The following is a 19,030-nucleotide window of genomic DNA, read 5'->3' as shown; positions in this document are numbered from 1 at the left end:
CCGCTATCTCTTCTAATAAAATAGAATGTTTACAGTTTAAGGGAAAGCTCCCTCTCCTTTGGAGAGGGCTGGGGTGAGGCCTAATAAGGCGAGACGCAAAATATTTCATTATTGTTGATGGCGGCTTATTTTAGTTGTAATTTAATGGGTCTTATTCCTTTACCAATCTGTGTGTTGATTTCATTGCGCCTGAGGTTACCTCTACAAGATATATGCCTGCTGCCAGGTCTTTTAATGGGATGTGTACATTACCATTACCACCTGCATTTGAAACATGGTAAACACTCACGCCCGACATGTCCATCACGTTCACCAAAACAGCTGCTGTGTTGCCGGTGCTATACGCTATGTTCACTTCATCAGTTGCCGGGTTAGGTGTTAATTGCACCTTTATATTCACTTTTGCAACTGCAGGTTGTGGCTTGGCAATCAGTTCAAATCTTTCATTACCTTGTGTCTCTTTGTTTTTGGTGATCGCAAATCTGTATTCCGAGCCTTGTTGCAGCAATACAAATTTTTCCAGCTGCTTATCATGCAGATAAAGTGGGGTATCGCCGGTTACAGGTAAATTTTCCGCTACAATAATATACTCCTGTGTATAAGCGCTACTGATTCCCAGCGCAATGGCTTTCGAAGGGGTAAATGGACGCGTGTCAATTGCCAGCTTCCTGTTGCTGTTAGACAGGCTGTAAAAGGCGAAATCAGTTCCTGTTGGCTTACCTGCATCAAAATTCCTGTCTTCCTCATCGGTCGCCGCAGCGTTATACTGCACCTGTAGCATGTCATAAAGATGATTGTTGGTGTCGTATATTTTTAGAGAGATGCCTTCCTGCGCTTGTTTGAACAATGAATTATCAGCCCCCGGCTTTTTATCATGCTCGTTAAATAATAGCTGAGCGCTGTCATACGCTGCCCTTACTTGGAACGATGTAAGCGCTTGTATAGAATAAGGTATTGGGGCCGTTGCGCCAATAGGAATGACCATATACTGTCCGCCTGCACTCATTGTCGGGTTCCATACATAAAATGCGCTGCCTGTTATCTTTCCGGCCATCTTGGCATTGTACAATATAGTACCAATATCTACAGGAGACGGGTAAGGGTTACCTACCATGTTATAATCCTGGGTCAACTCCTCTGGCCAATGTTACCAACTGTGCACCCTGGTTTATAGTGCCTGTTATGGCGATAGTTACCGGAGATGGATTGTAAAGGAAAGTGTAGCCAAGCCCCTGTCCTTTAGCTCCCCGTACAAATAACCTGAGGCCCTGATATCTCTGAAATTTGTTGGTGTCGGCAGCACTGATGTTGATCTTCGTAAATGGTTTCCATCCCGGGTCATATCCTAAAGTCGAATTACTTTTATATGGATCTAACCGGAACACTGATGATGCATTAGTCGAAGTACTCGTAAAGCCGTTAAATGACCCGCCAATGCCTGTTATGTCTATACACTTCTGCACCTGACTCAGCGAAATCGCCGAGTTGAATGGATGGCTCACAAAGCGGTATCTGCGATATCCACCTGGTATGTATTGCTGTATCGTCATCTTACCCGTAATAGAACTACCCATGGGTAAATATCCGATCCTTGCAGTGCCTGAGCTGTCAGAAGCAAGCAACAGGCTATCATTTGTGTTAAATGTGCCACTTATTATAGTGAATGAATTTTTTATGGTTATACTTGAAGCAGCTGAAATACTCGCACCCCATACATTGATCAATTCTAGGTTACTGATGGTGCCGATGCCATAGATATTCTGAAATGCCGGACCCTTTAGCTGCAGGGTGCCGGCTCCCGTAAACTGGCCATTGTTACTCAGTGTTCCTTTCACATTCAGTTTAGATCCTGTATTGGCGGTAATGGTTGTTCCTGAGTCAAGAATTAGATTTCTTGCAAATGCGCTCCCGCCTGCTGGAATAGTTGGAGGGTATAATGTACCCGATGCTATAGTTACATCTGTAACACTGTCTGGTACAAATCCGCAAGACCAGTTACCGGCATAATCCCAGCTTGTTTCATGGCCTGAAGCGCCGCCAACCCATTGCATACTGATCACGTTTGCATTAGCAACAGTGTTGATTGTAGTGCTGCAACTGGCATCATGTACTTCAACAAGGTTATAAATATGGTTGGCAACAACTAGGCCGGTACTTAATGAGTAAGAGCCGCCGGGCAGTATATGCATAATATTTGAGCCGCCGTCTATATTGAAGGTAACGGTTGCACCCGGTGTGCCGTTAAAAACTATTATACCTGTTGTTCCCAAACAAATAACAGGTGGTGTAACTATAGATGCAGTTGGATTGGCAGAGACGGTAAACGTATGAACTGTTGATGCCGAGCCGCAGATGTTGGAGGTAGTGTAGCTGATGTTGGCTGTGCCTGGTGATCCTGCTAATATCAGACCGGTTAATGAGTGGATCGTGGCAATGCTACTATTGCTGCTGCTCCACACACTACCTGTTGTTAAACTAGCAAGGGTGGTTTGCAGTCCCTGGCAGAGTGAGAATATACCTGTTATAGCTGATGGGGTAGCAGGCTGTGCTGTATTGGTTAGCGTTGTTGCCGCAATACAAGATGCATTTGCATAGGTAATGTTCGATGTGCCCGCAGATAGGCCAGTAGCAAGGCCTGTCGACGAATTTATAGTAATAATGCCGGGTGCACTACTGGTCCATGAGCCCCCGGCTACTGCGTTGGATAACGTAGCTGGTACACCACTGCACAAGAATGAAACGCTATTAATCACACCCGGTTGTGTATTTATTGTCACCGGATAAGTTGCAGTACATGCGGCACCTACCGTATAGGTTATAGTTATGTTGCCGGCAGATACAGCTGTCATTGCTCCGGTTGAAGAGTTTATGGTGGCGGCTGTTAAGTTGCTGCTTGTCCATGTTCCGCTGGGAGTAGCATTTGTAAGGCTGGTGATTGTACCTGTACACACGGTGTTGCTCCCCGATATGGCAGCTGGCGTAGTGAATACATTGATCGTCTTTATTACTGGTGTGCCACAGCCGGTTGAGTATGTAATGTCAGCTGATCCTGTTCCAACCGCAGTTACTATTCCCGTTAGCGAGTTTACTGTTGCTAACGCAGTATTGCTGCTTGTCCAGGTGCCACCTGTTACGCTGTTACTAAGGGTTATCGATCCTGGATTGCAAAGCACAGATAGTCCTGATATTGCAGCAGGTTGAGTGCTTACTGTTATTGTACGATTCGCTCCGCATGTCCCCCCAATAATATATGATATCAGGCTGGTACCCGCAGACAATGGTGAAATTGCCCCTGTGGAAGAATTTATAGTACCCACAGCTGTTGTGCCGCTGCTCCACACACCGCCCGATACTGAATTGGTCAATGAACTGATTACTCCCGCGCAAAATGCGGTACTGCCTGCTATTGCCGCTGGGGCAATGTTTACCGTTATGGGGCGTGTTGTATTTGCGCCGCAGCCTGTGCTGTAGGTAATGGTAGTTGTACCCGGCGTTACGCCTGACACCAGACCTGTAGATGCGTTAACGCTGGCAATTGCGGTATTGGCACTTGTCCATGTGCCGCCAACTGCGGTGTCCAGGTATGCTCTCGTAGCGTTTTGACACACAACCGACGATGCTCCTGTAATGATCGTTGGAACAACGAGCGTGGTGAAAGTCATTCCCGATGCGCACGATGCTATTGTATAACTGATCACAGATGTGCCATTGGCTACCGTAGTAACAACACCTGAGGCACTTATTGTGGCTTTAGTGGGGCTGGCACTTGACCATACTCCTGATGGTACTGCATTGCTTAAAGTAACGGAGGAACTATGGCACGATGATACTGTTCCGGTGATTGGGCCGGGTTGAATATTCACAGTTGCAGTTCTTGTAACATAACAACTGCCAAGCATGTAGGTGATCGTCGCCGTACCTGCAGTAACTCCTCTTATAATTCCGGTTGCACTAATAGTGGCAACCGATGTATTACTGCTACTCCATGTACCCCCGTTAACTGTGTTGGTAAAAGTAATGGTAGACCCCTCGCAGACCGATGTTTGTGTTGCTCCTATAACAGCTGGAACGGCCGCCACGGTTAACACTACGCCTGCTTTACAATTACCAACTGAATAGCTGATGGTTGACGCCCCTGTTGTCAATGTGCTGACTATTCCCGAATTGGAGTCGATTGATGCTCGTGAAGGCACTGAGCTCAGCCATATTCCTCCTGCTACGCTGTTGCCTAAACTCGTAGATGAGCCAAGACAGACACTTGTCGGGCCTGTGATCGGCCCAGGTGCAACATTAACAATAACTGGTCGCGTAATGTAGCAGTTATTTGCGCTGGTAAATGTAATGGTGGTAGTGCCGGCAGTAATACCTGTCACTCCCACTGATACGCTGTTATTGATAGTAGCAATGCTGGCGTTGCTTATACTCCACGTTCCTGGTGTGGAGGCATCCGTCAGTGTTGTAATCGCATTTTGGCAAACAGTATTGGTGCCTGCTATGTTAAGCGGATTAGTGTTGATGGTAAAAAGTACGGTGCTGGAACATGTGCCAATTGTGTAATACATAAGGGCAGTTCCGCCAAAGGCAACACTGCCTGCCACTCCTGTTGAAGCATCAATTGTAGCTCTTACCGTTGCCGTGCTGGACCATACGCCTCCGGGAATACTATTATATAATGTTGACTGGTATCCCACACATGCCACAGCAATACCCGTAATTGCCGCCGGCTGTATATTTACAGTTACTGCTTTTGTTATGTAGCACCCCGTTGGCGCAGTATAAGTGATATTGGTTGTCCCTGCAGTTATTCCACTTATGTTTACTGGTGAAGACATATCTATCGTTGCAATTGCGCTATTGCCAGTAGTCCATGTACCACCGGTAGTCGTATTACTATAGCTTATTGTTGCTCCTTCACATACGTTGGTTGTACTGCCGGTTATTGACGGAGGGTTGGCAATGACACTAAATGAAGTAGTTGATCGGCATGTTCCAATCGAGTAACTTATCGTTGCTGTACCTGTAGCTACTGCACTCACTATCCCGCCTGTAGAGATAGTTGCTGTAGGATTAGCACTACTTGCCCATGTGCCTCCGGGCACAGAATTGGAAAGTGTTAGGGTTGTGCCTACACAGCCTGTAGTTGCACCTGTTATTGTACCCGGTATCGTTGTAACCATTACACTCGTAATCCCACTTGTCAGTGTTCCCGACACATTGCAAGTGCCACTACCACTCCATGTGATCTGGCTGTAGTAATATAATGTGCCTGTGACTGTCGTAATGGGTACATAGGTGGTGTTGCCTGTTGCCGCGATGGCACAGTTTCCCGTTACACTGCTGACCAATGTTCCACCCGAGGTACTGTTAGTAATGTTGGAATACCAGCTAATGGTAATGCTGCTTCCCGATGAAACCCCTGACCCGGTATTACAGGTATTATATGTATATGATAATTGGGTTGCTGCAGCATTCTGGCAATAGGTCGCTCCTCCGGTGATGCTGCTATTTGATGTGGGGCTAAAAACCTTTTGTGACCAGCAGGTAATATATGATCCCGTTAAACATAATAAAAGAACTAAACACTTACTCATAATACTTGAGTTGAATTGCATTGGATATTTTTTTCGCATTTTGAAACACAGTTTCCTAAATAGCACTTAAGTAGCTATGTTGCCAGACTGGGTGATTCCGGTAATGATTTCAAGGAGGAGATGAGGAAAAGAAGTAGTTATCTGGCTCGTCAGATTTTTATTTACTGGATAAAGTCAGACTATAAATGTCTGGTAATTAATTAGTATTGAATAGTTATTTGTTTTAATTCGAAGCGAAAGTAAGCTATTTTGTTTATGATTTGTTATTTAATTTATTTTATTAACATTTTATTTATTTAATGTTGACCAAGCACGTCTACTGGTTGTTTTAGCAGGATTGAAAATTTGATAGTCAAACTGATTTGAAAATTTCTATAGATACTGATAAGCATGAAAAAGGTTCCCTTCATGCAAAGGAACCTTTTCTGTTGTAATTTAGTGGTCTTATTCCTTTACCAATCTGTGTGTTGATTTCATTGCGCCTGAGGTTACCTCTACAAGATATATGCCTGCTGCCAGGTCTTTTAATGGGATGTGTACATTACCATTACCACCTGCATTTGAAACATGGTAAACACTCACGCCCGACATGTCCATCACACTAACTGATACGGCTGCTGTATTGCCGGTGCTATACGCTATGTTCACTTCATCAGTTGCCGGGTTAGGTGTTAATTGCACCTTTATATTCACTTTTGCAACTGCAGGTTGTGGCTTGGCAATCAGTTCAAATCTTTCATTACCTTGTGTCTCTTTGTTTTTGGTGATCGCAAATCTGTATTCCGAGCCTTGTTGCAGCAATACAAATTTTTCCAGCTGCTTATCATGCAGATAAAGTGGGGTATCGCCGGTTACAGGTACATTTTCCGCTACAATAATATACTCCTGTGTATAAGCGCTACTGATTCCCAGCGCAATGGCCTTTGAAGGGGTAAATGGACGCGTGTCAATTGCCAGCTTCCTGTTGCTGTTAGACAGGCTGTAAAAGGCGAAATCAGTGCCTGTTGGCTTACCTGCATCAAAATTCCTGTCTTCTTCGTCTGTCGCTGCGTTGTTATAGCTTATCTGCAGCATGTCATAAAGATGGTAGTTGGTGTCATACACCTTCAATGAGATCACATTCTTAGATTCCTTGAATAGTTCATTGTCTGCGCCTGCGGTCTTATTGTTTTCACTAAACAATATTTGCGCACTGTCATATGCCGCCCTCACCTGGAAAGATGTAAGTGCTTGTATAGAATACGGTATTGGGGCCGATGTGCCTATTGGAATAGCCATATACTGCCCGCCGGCACTCATAGCAGGGTTCCATACATAAAACGCACTGCCTGTTATCTTGCCGGCTATCTTGGCATTATACAATATTGTACCTATGTCTATAGGAGAAGGATAGGGGTTACCTACCATGTTATAATCCTGGGTAGAGTCAATGCCTTTGGCCAGCGTTACCAACTGTGCACCCTGGTTTATAGTGCCCGTCATAGCTATAGTTACCGGAGACGGATGGTATAGGAACGCATATCCCAACCCCTGTCCTTTAGCGCCTCTTACAAATAGACGAAGTCCCTGGTATCTCTGAAATTTGTTGGTATCAGCAGCGCTGTTGTTGATCTTGGTAAATGGTTTCCATCCCGGGTCGTAGCCCAACGTGGAATTACTTGTATAGGGGTCCAGCCTGAAAACAGATGATGCATTAGAACTGGTAGAGGTAAAACCATTAGCAGCCCCGCCAACTCCTGTTATATCTATATATTTCTGCACCTGGCTCAGCGATATTGCCGAATTGAATGGATGGCTCACAAAGCGGTATCTGCGGTATCCCCCCGGTATGTATTGCTCTATTTTAATTTTGCCGGTTACTGATGTACCGCTTGTTAGTTCGTTTATTCTGGCCGTTGCCACAGAGTCAGACGATAATACAAGGCTGTCATTTGTGTTAAATGCACCCTCGCTTACAGTCAGTGCTTTTATAATGGTTACTTTAGCCCCGGTGCTGATCGTCACGCCCGCGTTATTGGCTACTTCCATATTATCAACAGTTCCTGTTCCCGTTATTGTCTGTGCCGCGCTTCCGTTCAGTTTTAGTACGCCGCTTCCTTCTACACGACTATTATTGATAAATGCACTTTTCACATTTAGTATTGCGCCTGTCGATGCTATTACCGAAGCTCCTGCCTCAATAGTAAGACTCTTAACAGTGGCGCTCGCCCCGGTGGCTATCACAGGTATTCTATTTATGCCGCTGGGTAGGGTTACATCGCTTGCACTATCCGGAACTGCACCGCAAGACCAGTTGTTTGCTTCTGCCCATTCGTCTTCATGTCCTGTCGTTCCGCCTACCCACCGCATTGGCACCGGTGTTACTATTGCCGATGTATTGATTGCCGCACTGCAAAAAGCATCATTTACAGATACAAGATTGTAAGTGCGTGCTGTGTTGAGGTTACCGGTATTGATGGTGAAACTGCCGCCGGTCAGCACTTGTGTTAGGTTAGTGCCACCATCTGCGTTGTAAGTGATCGTTGCTCCGTTCGTTCCGGTAAAGCCTACTGTTGTGGCATAGTTAACGCATGGATTAGTAACTGGACTTAATGTGGCAGTTGGTGTTGCTGATGTTGTAACCGATGTGGTTGCAAAACAACCGTTGCTGGTGTATGTGATATTTGCAAGCCCCGCAGTTATGCCGGTTACACATCCTGTCGACGCATCAATGCTGGCTATAGTTGTATTCTCGCTTGTCCACGCACCACCTGCCAATGTATTGCTGAGCGTTATGGCCGCAGGCATACATATGTGTGTTGCTCCTGTTATTGCCGATGGTTGGGTATTTACGGTAACAGTAGTAGTGGCACTGCAGGCACCACCCAGGGTATAGGTGATAATTGTTCCTCCGGGTGCTATTGGTAATACAGCCCCTGTAGTAGCATTTATGGTGGCTACGGCAGTATTACTGCTTGTCCACACACCCGATGGTTCGGTATTGGTAAGTGTATTCACAACACCTGTACATAGTGTTGTCGATCCGGCTATTGCCGATGGATTAGCAATGATAGTTACTGCCCTCGTTGCGGGTGCACCACAGCCTGTCGCATAGGTAATAGTTGCGCTTCCGGCGGCCACTCCCGTCAACACGCCTGTACTGGCATTTATAGAAGCAATTGCGCTGTTATTGCTGCTCCATGTTCCGCCAACTGCTGTATTAGTATAGGTTCTGGTGGTGCCTGCACATTGGTTAGTTGCTGCTCCGCTTATAGCTGGTGGGGTGATCAGTGTTGTAAATGGTAGGGTAGCAGTACAGCTGCCTATTGCATAGCTGATGGTTGTTGTGCCATTAGCTACTGTCGTTACTCGTCCGCTGCTGTTTATAGTGGCTTTTGCCGTATTAGAGCTCGTCCATGTTCCGCCGCCAACTGTATTATTTAGTGTTACTGCACTGCCCAGGCAAGCCGATGATGCGCCTGTAATAGCCGCAGGTGCTGTGTTTACAGTAATTCCCCTCGTTGCAAAACATCCGGTTGGCATTGTGTAAGAAATGGTTGTGCTACCTGCAGCTATTCCTGTTATGCCCACCGGCGAACTGCCGTTTACTGTAGCGGTTGCGCTGTTAGCTGTGCTCCATGCACCGCCTGCTGTTCCGTTGGTAAATGTGGTTATAGCGCCCTGGCAAATGGTATTAGAGCCTGTAATGCTTCCGGGGGTTGCGTTAACGGTAAATGCCAGCGTTGCTCTGCATGAGCCTATTGTATAAGATATTGTTGTGCTGCCCGCTGCAACAGCGCTAACTATACCAGTTGCTGTTATTGTGGCCTTAGCAGTTGCTGAGCTTACCCAGGTGCCACCTCCTACAGTGTTAGCTAAATTGGTACTTGTTCCGGTGCAAGCTGCGGTAGCTCCAGTTATTGCTGCCGGTGCTGTATTCACTGTTACAGACCTTGTAGCGTAGCAAGTAGGTGAGATCACATAACTGATGGTTGTTGTCCCGGCCGTTACTCCAGTCACATTTACAGGAGATGAGGCATCAACTGTAGCTACAGCTGCATTTGCACTTGTCCATGTACCGCCTGTATTTGTAGTGCTGAATGCGGTAACCGCATTTTCACATATAATATTGGTGCCGGTAATAGTAGCCGGTGTAGAAATTACTGTAAATGGCGTTGTTGCCCTGCAAGAACCTATTGCGTAAGTTATTGTTGTAGAGCCCGCTGCTACAGCACCTACAGTTCCTGTTGACGTTATGGTAGCTATCGAGGTAGAATTGCTGCTCCAGATGCCGCCCGCCACCGTGTTATATAATGTGCTTGATGTGCCCACGCAGCCCGTTGTTGATCCCGTTATTACATCAGGCGTTGGGCTCACCGTCACTGCAACGGTTGTGCTGGTTACGCTGCCAGATGAATTACACGTACCCGCATCCGTCCAGGTGATGATGCAATAATAGTAGAGTGTACCAACTACAGATGTCGCGGGTTGATAATTACTTGATCCTGTTGCTGTTAGTGCACTGCGTACTATCGTAGTACTTACTACAGTGCCTCCCGTTGTTGAATTAACGCTGTTTTTATACCATTTGATCGTTATGAAGGTGCCTATAGAGCTGCCACTACCGGTATTACAGGTATTGTAGGTATATATGAGTGCACTTGCAGTTACATTTTGGCAATAGGTGTTGCCGCCTGCTATGTTGTTATTAGATGCTGGTGTGAATATTTTCTGCCCCATGCCGGCATAGCTCATTACCATCAATACGATGGTAACTGCTATAAATCTTAAATGACCAGCTGTGAAGAAATGTTTCATTTTTAATAATATTAATAAATATTAGTATGCAAATATTTGTTTAATAGTATATTTCTGCTTTTATGTGTTGCGTCAATTGTTAATAATTGTACCTCTTTCTTTTCAATTTTATTTTTCTCTTTAAGGTGCTGTAATAATGTTTGTTAGGTATGTTATGCACCACTTATTAACATTGGTATAGCTGCTTAATTGTTATTGGTTTGTTATCGAAGAATACAAACCTAAGTAAAAATTTTAAATTATTTTGTTATCGGGACATTTAGATAATTATTAATTAATATTTGATTCTGTTCGTGGATAACTTTTAGTGAATATTTAAACAATTAAGGAATACTATGCTTACCAAACATTTATGCAGACGTGTGCCGGCTTTTGTAATTTGTGATTTGTTCCGAAACTCACGCAGGAAAGGCTTTTCGGGATATCTTAGTATTTTGCAATCCTCTGCCCAGCTATAATTTTTCTAAGACCAAACAGCGTTAATCTTTATCAATTAGATTACTACTAATGGGGATAAAAAATATTTATTTTATTCTGAAATAGCTTGAATGTTCTCCTCAGGCTCTAATGAAATACTTCTGTTCATGCTGGTTACACTGCCAGCAGCAACAGCTATATCCAGTCACGGAGTTAGCGCCCTATATTACCGCTCACCCGGTTACAATAAATCAGGATAGCTGCCGTTATAATCCAAACTATTTCTATGAAATCTTTGAAATTCGTGCCGTTGATCTTGCTTCTGGCTGCCTGCCACAAGAAGGATATGCTTCAAACACAGGCAACACACAATCCTGCGTTTGCTCTGAGAAGCATCTATACAGATTCCTTCATTGGCACTTATACCTATCGGTATCATGAAAGTAACGATGCTGCAGTAATTGAACTTGACACTGTAATTACCTTACCGCTTATAGTCTGCGTGCAGCACGACAATACAGATTCCGTTCGTATTTATGATAACCTGGGAGAGACGCCATACCATGTAAGTTCCGGCTATTCCGGCGGATGGGCAACACGATATTATAGCGGGATCAATTCACATACTTTTTTGAAAAACAGCGATAATAAATATGGTGGTTATATACGCATTACAGGCGATAGCCTGTTGTATAGCAGCAACCCGTCATCCATTCGCTATAAAGGTGGCCCAATAATTTACCGTAGTGTTACATTCCGTGGAAAAAGATAAAGACAACAAAGCCCCTTCATCAGGGGCTTTGTTGTTATATTGAATGCACTAAGCAACCACTTTTAGGTTTTAACTTTTGACTTTTAACTTAGATTACGCCATGTTGTGGAACACCAGCTGCACGTCATCATCAGTTTCTATGCGCTCTATCATTTTAAACACGTCTTCAGCTTGCTCAGGTGTTACCTCTACAGTATTCAGTGGTATCCATTCCAGTTCAGATGATATAGGAGTAATCCCCCTGTCTTCTAGTGCTTTCTGCATATTACCGAAGTCAGTAAATGCGCAACGCACTATTATATTGCCATCTGCATCATCACCTATCTCTTCCAGTCCAAAGTCTATCAGCTCCAGCTCCATGTCATCCATATTCAGTCCGTCAGACTTCAACTTGAATACACCCAGGTGCTTGAAAAGGAATACTACAGATCCGCTATTTCCCGGTGTGCCACCACCCTTGTTGAAGTGCGACCGTACGTTAGCCACGGTACGGGTTGTATTATCAGTAGCAGTTACTACCAGCACAGCCACACCATGCGGAGCATAACCTTCGTACAGTACTTCTTCGTAGCTGCTGATGTCCTTACCCATCGCATTTTTGATAGCAGCCTCAATGCGGTCCTTAGGCATATTAAAGCCCTTGGCATTCTGCATTACACGGCGCAGAGCAGGGTTGGTATCAGGCTCCGGACCACCTTTCTTTACAGCAATCGCTATTTCCTTACCTACACGGCTAAACTGCTTCGCCATACGGTCATAGCGAGCAAACATTGATGATTTACGTACTTCAAATATCCTACCCATATATTAAATAGTGCTTATCTTATAGTTTGAGGTTGCAAAAGTAAGAAAATTCTTCTAATGGCTGAATGACTGAATGGCTCAATTGCTCAATGAAGTTAATATTAATGAGTATATAGTCAGGATAGCGGATCACCCGGTAAAAATTGATTGAAACTGGAGTTATCTTTACCGCAAAGAACAACACATCAATGAACTACTGGCTCGTAAAATCAGAACCATTCAAATATAGCTGGGATCAGTTTCTAAAAGATAAGAAGACCTTCTGGGACGGAGTGCGCAACTATGGTGCCCGCAATAATATGAAGGAAATGAAAAAAGGCGATCGCGTTTTCTGGTACCATAGTAATGAGGGATTGGCCATTGTGGGTATAGCCGAAGTAGTTAAAGAAGCTTATCAGGACCCAACTACAGAAGACCCTGCCTGGGTAGTGGTTGATCTTAAACCTTATAAAACATTACCCAACCCCGTTACGCTTGCTCAGCTCAAAGCCGATGGTCGTTTCAATGAAATGGACTTAGTAAGGCTAGGCCGCTTATCTGTAGGTAAGGTGAGACCGGAGGAGTATGAGGATATTCTGGCAATGGGTGGACTATAAGCAACAAGCCCTGAAAGGGCTGATAATGTTAGCCCGGGATTTTAATCCTGGGTAGATGTGCCTAATCAACCAGTTTTTCCTGCATTTCCTTGGCTGTTTGTGTGCTGCCATCATGGCTCCATCCCGGCGGGTTCAATAGGTATTTAAGTTTAGTGCCAAAGGGGATCTTTCGCTTAAAGTCTTTAGCTATTGCCTGCCACTCATGCGTTACCATATAAATAGGGTGGTGTGGATGGACTATTGGTTTTACAATGCCATATACCGGATCTTCGTCGGCACGCTCTTCCGTAAAGGTGCCAAACATTCTGTCCCATATGATCAGCAGCATGCCCATGTTCTTATCCAGGTAGGCCACATTACTAGCGTGGTGTACCCTATGGTGAGACGGGGTAACGAATATATATTCCACCCAGCGCGGCAACTTCTTAATAGCCCTGGTGTGCACCAATATGCCGTAAGACTGTGTAATGGCATAGGCAAAGAAGATATCGGCGGGGGAGAAGTTGAGCAGTACAAGTGGTATGAAGTAAAAGAACCGGTACATAGGCATGAATACCGATGATCTGAAACCGGTTGTAAGATTATATTCCGGCGACGAGTGATGGGTAACATGCACAGCCCAGAACAGTCTGCAGTTATGATCTACATAATGCTCTATGTAAAACAGGAAATCCTCTGCCAGCACCAATAGTACCCAATAAAGAACAGGGTTTAAATGAATCGGTAGGCGATACTGATAGAAGAAACTGAGGACGGTAAGCGATACGAATACGCGCAGCACAAAGTCTATACCGGCGTTCAGCAGGTTCAGGTATATATTGGTGATGGTTTCCTTTACACTGTAAAACTTCAGGTGGTTGAAATTGCTCAGTAGTATTTCCAGCGGAATGAAGAGCGCATAGATGGGGATATTGAACAACAACATGATCTCATCGTACAACGAGAAATGAAACAGCTGCTGTATCTTATCCGGTAATATCATCTGCTGAAATTGAAACAGGTAGTGTCTGGAAGCACGGAGCCAAGATCACTACCTGTTTTTAAAATATTGATTGAATGTCTAATTAAGGCTTGCCTACAGGGACACTTTTAGGTTTTAACTTTTGACTTTTCACTTATACGGTCATTATCTCTTTCTCCTTCTCCTTGCACACACTATCTACCATTAATATAAACTTGTCGGTGATAGCCTGTATTGCAGTTTCAGAGTTTTTGGCAGTGTCCTCGCTCAGGCCGTCTTTCTGCAACTTCCTCACCTGCTCTATGCTATCTCTACGTATGCTGCGTACAGAAACCTTTGCTTGCTCACCTTCATTAAAAGCCCGCTTAGATAGTTCCTTACGACGTTCTTCGGTTAGTGGCGGCAGAAACAGGCGGATGTAAGTACCATCGTTCTGTGGGTTAAGGCCTATATTAGATGCTATGATCGCTTTTTCAATAGGGCCCATCATGCTCTTTTCCCATGGCTGCAGCGCTATAGTACGTGCATCGGGTATAGAAATGTTGGCTACCTGGGCAAGTGGTGTAGCGCTGCCGTAATAATCTACGAAAATGCCGTCCACTATTGCTGCATTGGCCTTGCCGGCGCGTATTTTCCTTAATTCAGTTTCAAGATGGGTGATAGCTTTTTTCATGTCTACCGACACCTCATCCATTATCATTTCTAATTCTTCGTTCATAAGTAACGATATTTTGAAGAACGCAAATGTAGGAAAATTTGCTGTTTTTTATTTCAGGGGTTTTGCCGGTCGCAAAATCTAATCATTAATTAGTGCACATTAGGCTATTACTTATTCTTCAGTACTATCCATATTGGCTTATCCAGCGTGGTACTGGCGTCTATATATTGTATGTCAGTACCCATTGTTATTTTGGCACGTGCGGTATTCAGCGGCTCCGATCCTTCATTAACTGCAATGATCTTTATCGTATCGGCCATCGAGGTTCTCAGGTTAATGGTCAGTTCTTTGTGTATGCCGCTCAGTCGGTAGTTCTCTAATAATATCTTGCCATTTTGAACAACAGTGATCATGTCGCCGTCAATGGTTTTTGCATCCCATACTTCCATCTTAGCCAACTTCCCCGAATGGGTGAATTCCTTAGTGCTGCCGGGAGTTACCTTCATAATTTTTGAATCAGGTACTGCGGTTTCTGTCTGGTATACCACTGTTTCCTTGGGTGTTGCAGGCTCTTCAGAGGCCATTACCTTCATCAGGTTTTTGGTTACTGTCGTATCTTTCTTCAGGTCAGATTTCATCAGCTTATCCATCACATCGCTGGCCGAAACCAATACCATAGAGCCTGTTGCACATACCGATACGCCATCTTCACCGTATCCTGTAAATGTGCCTCTGAGTAGTGTTGTTCCCTTCTTTTTCGTCGCTTTAAGATTGGCATGAATAAAACACAGCGCGCTGCCGGTTTTGGTCTTTGTACTTACCACCCTGGTCTCTCTGAATTTCAGTGATTTCTGGTTGGCATTGATAGATCCTTTGATCAGGGTCTTGGTCTCATTAGGCCCCATTACGTCAGTTACCGAATAGCCGGTAAGCACGCCATTGCTGTCATTTACCTGTATCTTATAAGAAAATGCATCTCCGTCTTTGATGTTTACAGAACCAATAAAAACCACATTAGTAACCTGTGCCTGCAGGCTAAATACAGGCAATAGTAAAAGAATGAGCAGCAATAATTTATTCATATATAGCAATATACTAACGGTAATGAACTTTTCAGTTACAAATGTCGTGCCTTCATTATTTGTGGGCGGGTGTATCTTCGGTTGCCTCTTTCCTTATGGAAAACCCACAGACTGTTTGTTATGCTGAGGGCCAGGGTTTCATCTACCCAAACCATCAACATGCACTTTTAAATTTAATATTTTCTTTTTACCTTTTATATCACCTGCACTATCAAGAACTTCAAGTACTGGGTGGTGGGTATATTCCACATTATAGGGTGGTCGCTGCTTTGCGTTTGCCAGCATACCTGCCTTAGTGTGCGGTGTGCATCTTTAGCGGCCATAGCTATAGTTTTCAGGAACAGGTCTGGCGGAACCAGGTTAGTACAAGATGCCGTAACCAGGAACCCGCCTGGTTTGGTTAGCTTCATACCCCTAAGATTGATCTCTTTATAGCCTGTTACTGCCTTATCTATATTTTCCCTGCTCTTGGTAAATGCAGGAGGATCCAGCATCACCACGTCAAACTTTTTACCCTCAGTGCCCCATTTCTTCAGTGCGTCAAATGCGTTCACCGCCTCAAACTTACATACATCGTCATACCCATTCAACGTGGCATTACGGCGTGCTGTTGCTACCGCGTTTTCCGAAATATCCAGTCCCAGCGTGCTTTTGGCACCATAGTGAGCTGCGTGCAAGGAGAATGTGCCTGTGTAGCAGAATGCTTCCAATACATCAGCCCCCTTTGATATATGCTGTATGGCGCGGCGGTTATCCTGTTGATCAAGGAAGTAGCCGGTCTTCTGGCCATTCTCTATATCCACATGAAACTTCAGGCCGTTCTCGTTCAGAATGATGTTGGTATCAAAAGGATCACTTAAAAAGCCCTTTATCTGTTCCATACCTTCCAATTCGCGCACTGGCACATCATTACGCTCGTAAATTCCTTTTGGGTTGAACAGCCTTTTAAGTGCGTCAGCAACGTCTTCCTTCCAGCGTTCTATTCCCAGCGCAAGTGTCTGTATAACAAAGTAGTCGTTGAACTTGTCGATGATCAGCGCAGGTAGTCCGTCAGCCTCTGCAAATATCAGGCGGCAGTTCTCCGTGTAGCCTATGCTTTTGCGGTAATCCCATGCCTTTTTGATCTTATTATAGAAGAAATTTTCGTCTATTGTTTCGTTTTTATGCCTTGTCAGCAAGCGTATCCGTATCTGTGATGCCGGATTTACATACCCCTTACCAATAAAAGATCCGTTATAAGAATATAATTCTACTATATCGCCGGGAGCGCAGTCGCCCTCGCTATCGCCTAGTTCATTTGCAAATACCCATGGGTGGCCGCCAAGAATACGATCACCTATTTTCTTTCTGAGGAAAAATTTCGCCATGCCGCAAAGGTAGTTAATTCAATTAGCTCATTAGCTAACAGGCCATTAATGTGTTGGCATAATACTCTGACATCCAATGATAGCATTTTCACATTAGCACATTTTTACATTTCCTCATTGAATTAAGCCATTGAGCCATTTCGCAATTGAGCCATTAATTTGTAGGTTTGCTATACAAATACCACCTATGGGCATTCGTACTGCTACTTTTCTGTTCATTGTTGCTACTGCATCATCTTTTCCTGCCTTGGCGGGTAAAAAAAATAAGAAGGTGATCAAACAGCTTCAGGCTGATATTACCTTATTGGCATCAGATAGTCTTGAGGGCCGTCGTACAGGCACCGCGGGTGAAACAAAAGCAGGGAATTATATAGAAAGTCGGTACAAAGAGCTGGGTATCCCGGCTTATAAGAGCCAATATCGTTATCCTTTTCATTTCACTTATGGCCGTGAGATAGGGCAGACTACGCAGATACGCCTAAATAGTAAGGTAGTGAAGATAGGCGACGAAGGGTTCCCATTGCCTTTCAGCGCACCGGGTGCATCCAATAGCGACGTGATGCCCGAGGTTACTGAGCAAGGTGCTATATGGATGGTGCCATTGTACAAGGATAAAGACGAGGCCGACAATCCGCACTTTGAAGCGGATAAGTATATGTATGAATACGCCAAAGAAGCAAAGCGTGGCGGTGCCAAGGGTGTGATCTTCTTTGATAGCTACAACAGTAAGTACGAACCTTCATTCAATAAGCAGTCTGAATACGATCCATTAGAAATACCTGTTGCTTGCCTGAAATATGCTGGGTACAGAAAGTATATATTGCCGATACAGGATGGAACTGGAACCCGCTCCAGTCTTGCTGTGGAGCTGAATATCTCTATAAAGAAGACAGACAGGACAGGAACTAATATTGCTGCTTATGTAGACAATGGCGCGCCTTACACTGTTATTGTAGGTGCTCACTATGATCACCTGGGTTTTGGTGAAGATGGCAATAGCCTGCATGCCAATGCCGCTAAAGAACATGAGATACACCATGGCGCTGACGATAATGCCAGCGGCACTGCTGCCCTTATGGAGGTGGCACATTGGGTGAGCAATAGTAAGCTGCATAATTACAACTACCTGTTCATTCACTTTTCTGGCGAGGAGCTTGGATTGTATGGCTCTAAGGCATTTGTAAAAGACCAAAAGATAGATAGCAGTAAGATAGCCTACATGCTGAACATGGACATGGTAGGCAGGCTCAACGACAGCACCCGCGCACTTACCGTAGGTGGTGTAGGTACATCACCTGTTTGGGCAGATGTGGTAACCATGGGTGAAAAAAGAAAGTTTAAAATGGTGCTGGATAGTGCCGGTGTTGGCCCCTCTGATCATACCAGTTTCTACTACGCAGGTGTACCCGTATTGTTCTTTTTCACAGGTACGCATAAGGACTATCATAAGCCATCAGACCGCGCTGAGTTTATCAATTACGCCGGCGAGGCAGAGGTCATAGATTATGCCGAAGCTGTGTTGACTAAGATGGATAAGGAAAACGTGAAGCCTGCTTATGTAGTTACTAAGTCGGCAACTGCGGGTCGTTCAAAATTCAAGGTTACGCTGGGCATTATGCCCGACTATTCTTACCAGGATGGTGGCGTACGTGTGGATGGTGTTACAGACAACCGCCCTGCAGCTAAGGCTGGAGTTAAAACCGGTGATATCATCATTCAACTGGGCGATGTAAAGATACTGAGTATGCAGTCTTACATGGAAGCTCTGGGAAAATTTGCACCCGGTGATAAGACCGAAGTAAAGCTTAAGCGCGATGGCAAGGAAATGAGTTTACCTATAGAGTTGATGGGTAAGTAGTCATAAGTCATAAGTCATAAGTAGAAAGTCATAAGCAGAAAGTCGTAAGTCTGTAATTGTAAGTTCCCGTTATCTTGGATCTCGTCGCATTTTATAGGTAAGCAATTCCCATATTGCGTTAAGCAAC

The 19,030-nt window shown here is 44.6% G+C and carries 11 protein-coding genes; 3 read left to right on the top strand and 8 right to left on the bottom strand.

The features are described 5' to 3' along the window. Positions 1 to 151: 151 nt before the first annotated feature. From CJD36_RS05460 to CJD36_RS05450, 3 genes are all read right to left on the bottom strand, one after another. Positions 152 to 1,114 (bottom strand): T9SS type A sorting domain-containing protein, encoded by a 963-nt coding sequence (locus tag CJD36_RS05460; protein WP_105038132.1) that lies wholly within the window; start codon positions 1,112 to 1,114, stop codon positions 152 to 154. A gap of 1 nt (position 1,115) precedes the next feature. Next, positions 1,116 to 5,591 (bottom strand): beta strand repeat-containing protein, encoded by a 4,476-nt coding sequence (locus tag CJD36_RS05455; RefSeq protein ID WP_161499214.1) that lies wholly within the window; start codon positions 5,589 to 5,591, stop codon positions 1,116 to 1,118. Positions 5,592 to 6,035: 444 nt separating this feature from the next. Then, positions 6,036 to 10,388 carry a T9SS type A sorting domain-containing protein gene (locus tag CJD36_RS05450; RefSeq protein WP_105038130.1) on the bottom strand — a complete coding sequence of 1,451 codons (4,353 nt, stop codon included), beginning with the start codon at positions 10,386 to 10,388 and terminating at the stop codon, positions 6,036 to 6,038. A 703-nt stretch (positions 10,389 to 11,091) separates the two neighbouring features. Here CJD36_RS05450 and CJD36_RS05445 point away from each other — a divergent pair. Next, positions 11,092 to 11,577: a hypothetical protein gene (locus tag CJD36_RS05445; RefSeq protein ID WP_105038129.1), complete on the top strand. Its 486-nt coding sequence runs from the start codon at positions 11,092 to 11,094 to the stop codon at positions 11,575 to 11,577. 93 nt (positions 11,578 to 11,670) lie between these two features. Here the strand turns inward: CJD36_RS05445 and CJD36_RS05440 are convergent, their stop codons facing one another. Then, positions 11,671 to 12,381 carry a YebC/PmpR family DNA-binding transcriptional regulator gene (locus CJD36_RS05440; RefSeq protein WP_105038128.1) on the bottom strand — a complete coding sequence of 237 codons (711 nt, stop codon included), beginning with the start codon at positions 12,379 to 12,381 and terminating at the stop codon, positions 11,671 to 11,673. A gap of 188 nt (positions 12,382 to 12,569) precedes the next feature. Here CJD36_RS05440 and CJD36_RS05435 point away from each other — a divergent pair, with 188 nt between their 5' ends. Next, the gene (locus CJD36_RS05435; RefSeq protein ID WP_105038127.1) at positions 12,570 to 12,977 is read left to right on the top strand and encodes an EVE domain-containing protein; all 408 of its coding nucleotides are present in this window, start codon (positions 12,570 to 12,572) and stop codon (positions 12,975 to 12,977) included. Between the two features lie 61 nt (positions 12,978 to 13,038). Here CJD36_RS05435 and CJD36_RS05430 read toward each other — a convergent pair whose 3' ends face one another. From CJD36_RS05430 to CJD36_RS05415, 4 genes are all read right to left on the bottom strand, one after another. After that, complete coding sequence (locus tag CJD36_RS05430; protein ID WP_105038126.1) at positions 13,039 to 13,959, bottom strand: sterol desaturase family protein; 921 nt, start codon at positions 13,957 to 13,959, stop codon at positions 13,039 to 13,041. Positions 13,960 to 14,092: 133 nt separating this feature from the next. After that, positions 14,093 to 14,656 carry a ribosome recycling factor gene (gene frr / locus CJD36_RS05425; protein ID WP_105038125.1) on the bottom strand — a complete coding sequence of 188 codons (564 nt, stop codon included), beginning with the start codon at positions 14,654 to 14,656 and terminating at the stop codon, positions 14,093 to 14,095. Between the two features lie 107 nt (positions 14,657 to 14,763). Continuing rightward, positions 14,764 to 15,678 (bottom strand): hypothetical protein, encoded by a 915-nt coding sequence (locus CJD36_RS05420; RefSeq protein WP_105038124.1) that lies wholly within the window; start codon positions 15,676 to 15,678, stop codon positions 14,764 to 14,766. Positions 15,679 to 15,872: 194 nt separating this feature from the next. After that, positions 15,873 to 17,045, bottom strand: a complete 1,173-nt coding sequence (locus CJD36_RS05415) for a class I SAM-dependent rRNA methyltransferase (RefSeq protein ID WP_105038123.1) — start codon at positions 17,043 to 17,045, stop codon at positions 15,873 to 15,875. Between the two features lie 187 nt (positions 17,046 to 17,232). Between CJD36_RS05415 and CJD36_RS05410 the strand changes: the two genes are divergently transcribed. Then, positions 17,233 to 18,903, top strand: a complete 1,671-nt coding sequence (locus CJD36_RS05410; protein WP_105038122.1) for a M28 family peptidase — start codon at positions 17,233 to 17,235, stop codon at positions 18,901 to 18,903. Positions 18,904 to 19,030 lie beyond the last annotated feature (127 nt).

The sequence above is a fragment of the Flavipsychrobacter stenotrophus genome (assembly GCF_002954265.1).
In the GTDB taxonomy this organism is placed as follows: domain Bacteria; phylum Bacteroidota; class Bacteroidia; order Chitinophagales; family Chitinophagaceae; genus Flavipsychrobacter; species Flavipsychrobacter stenotrophus.
The sequence above is the reverse complement of the archived record's forward strand: the minus strand, read 5'-3'. Positions and strand labels throughout refer to the sequence as shown.

What these genes read in the sequence shown, in the direction of transcription:
- CJD36_RS05420 (WP_105038124.1), bottom strand. Translation starts at nt 15,678, where the DNA reads ATGAATAAATTATTGCTGCTCATTCTTTTACTATTGCCTGTATTTAGC.
- frr (WP_105038125.1), bottom strand. Translation starts at nt 14,656, where the DNA reads ATGAACGAAGAATTAGAAATGATAATGGATGAGGTGTCGGTAGACATG.
- CJD36_RS05455 (WP_161499214.1), bottom strand. Translation starts at nt 5,591, where the DNA reads ATGAGTAAGTGTTTAGTTCTTTTATTATGTTTAACGGGATCATATATT.
- CJD36_RS05415 (WP_105038123.1), bottom strand. Translation starts at nt 17,045, where the DNA reads ATGGCGAAATTTTTCCTCAGAAAGAAAATAGGTGATCGTATTCTTGGC.
- CJD36_RS05445 (WP_105038129.1), top strand. Translation starts at nt 11,092, where the DNA reads ATGAAATCTTTGAAATTCGTGCCGTTGATCTTGCTTCTGGCTGCCTGC.
- CJD36_RS05460 (WP_105038132.1), bottom strand. Translation starts at nt 1,114, where the DNA reads ATGGTAGGTAACCCTTACCCGTCTCCTGTAGATATTGGTACTATATTG.
- CJD36_RS05440 (WP_105038128.1), bottom strand. Translation starts at nt 12,381, where the DNA reads ATGGGTAGGATATTTGAAGTACGTAAATCATCAATGTTTGCTCGCTAT.
- CJD36_RS05435 (WP_105038127.1), top strand. Translation starts at nt 12,570, where the DNA reads ATGAACTACTGGCTCGTAAAATCAGAACCATTCAAATATAGCTGGGAT.
- CJD36_RS05450 (WP_105038130.1), bottom strand. Translation starts at nt 10,388, where the DNA reads ATGAAACATTTCTTCACAGCTGGTCATTTAAGATTTATAGCAGTTACC.
- CJD36_RS05410 (WP_105038122.1), top strand. Translation starts at nt 17,233, where the DNA reads ATGGGCATTCGTACTGCTACTTTTCTGTTCATTGTTGCTACTGCATCA.
- CJD36_RS05430 (WP_105038126.1), bottom strand. Translation starts at nt 13,959, where the DNA reads ATGATATTACCGGATAAGATACAGCAGCTGTTTCATTTCTCGTTGTAC.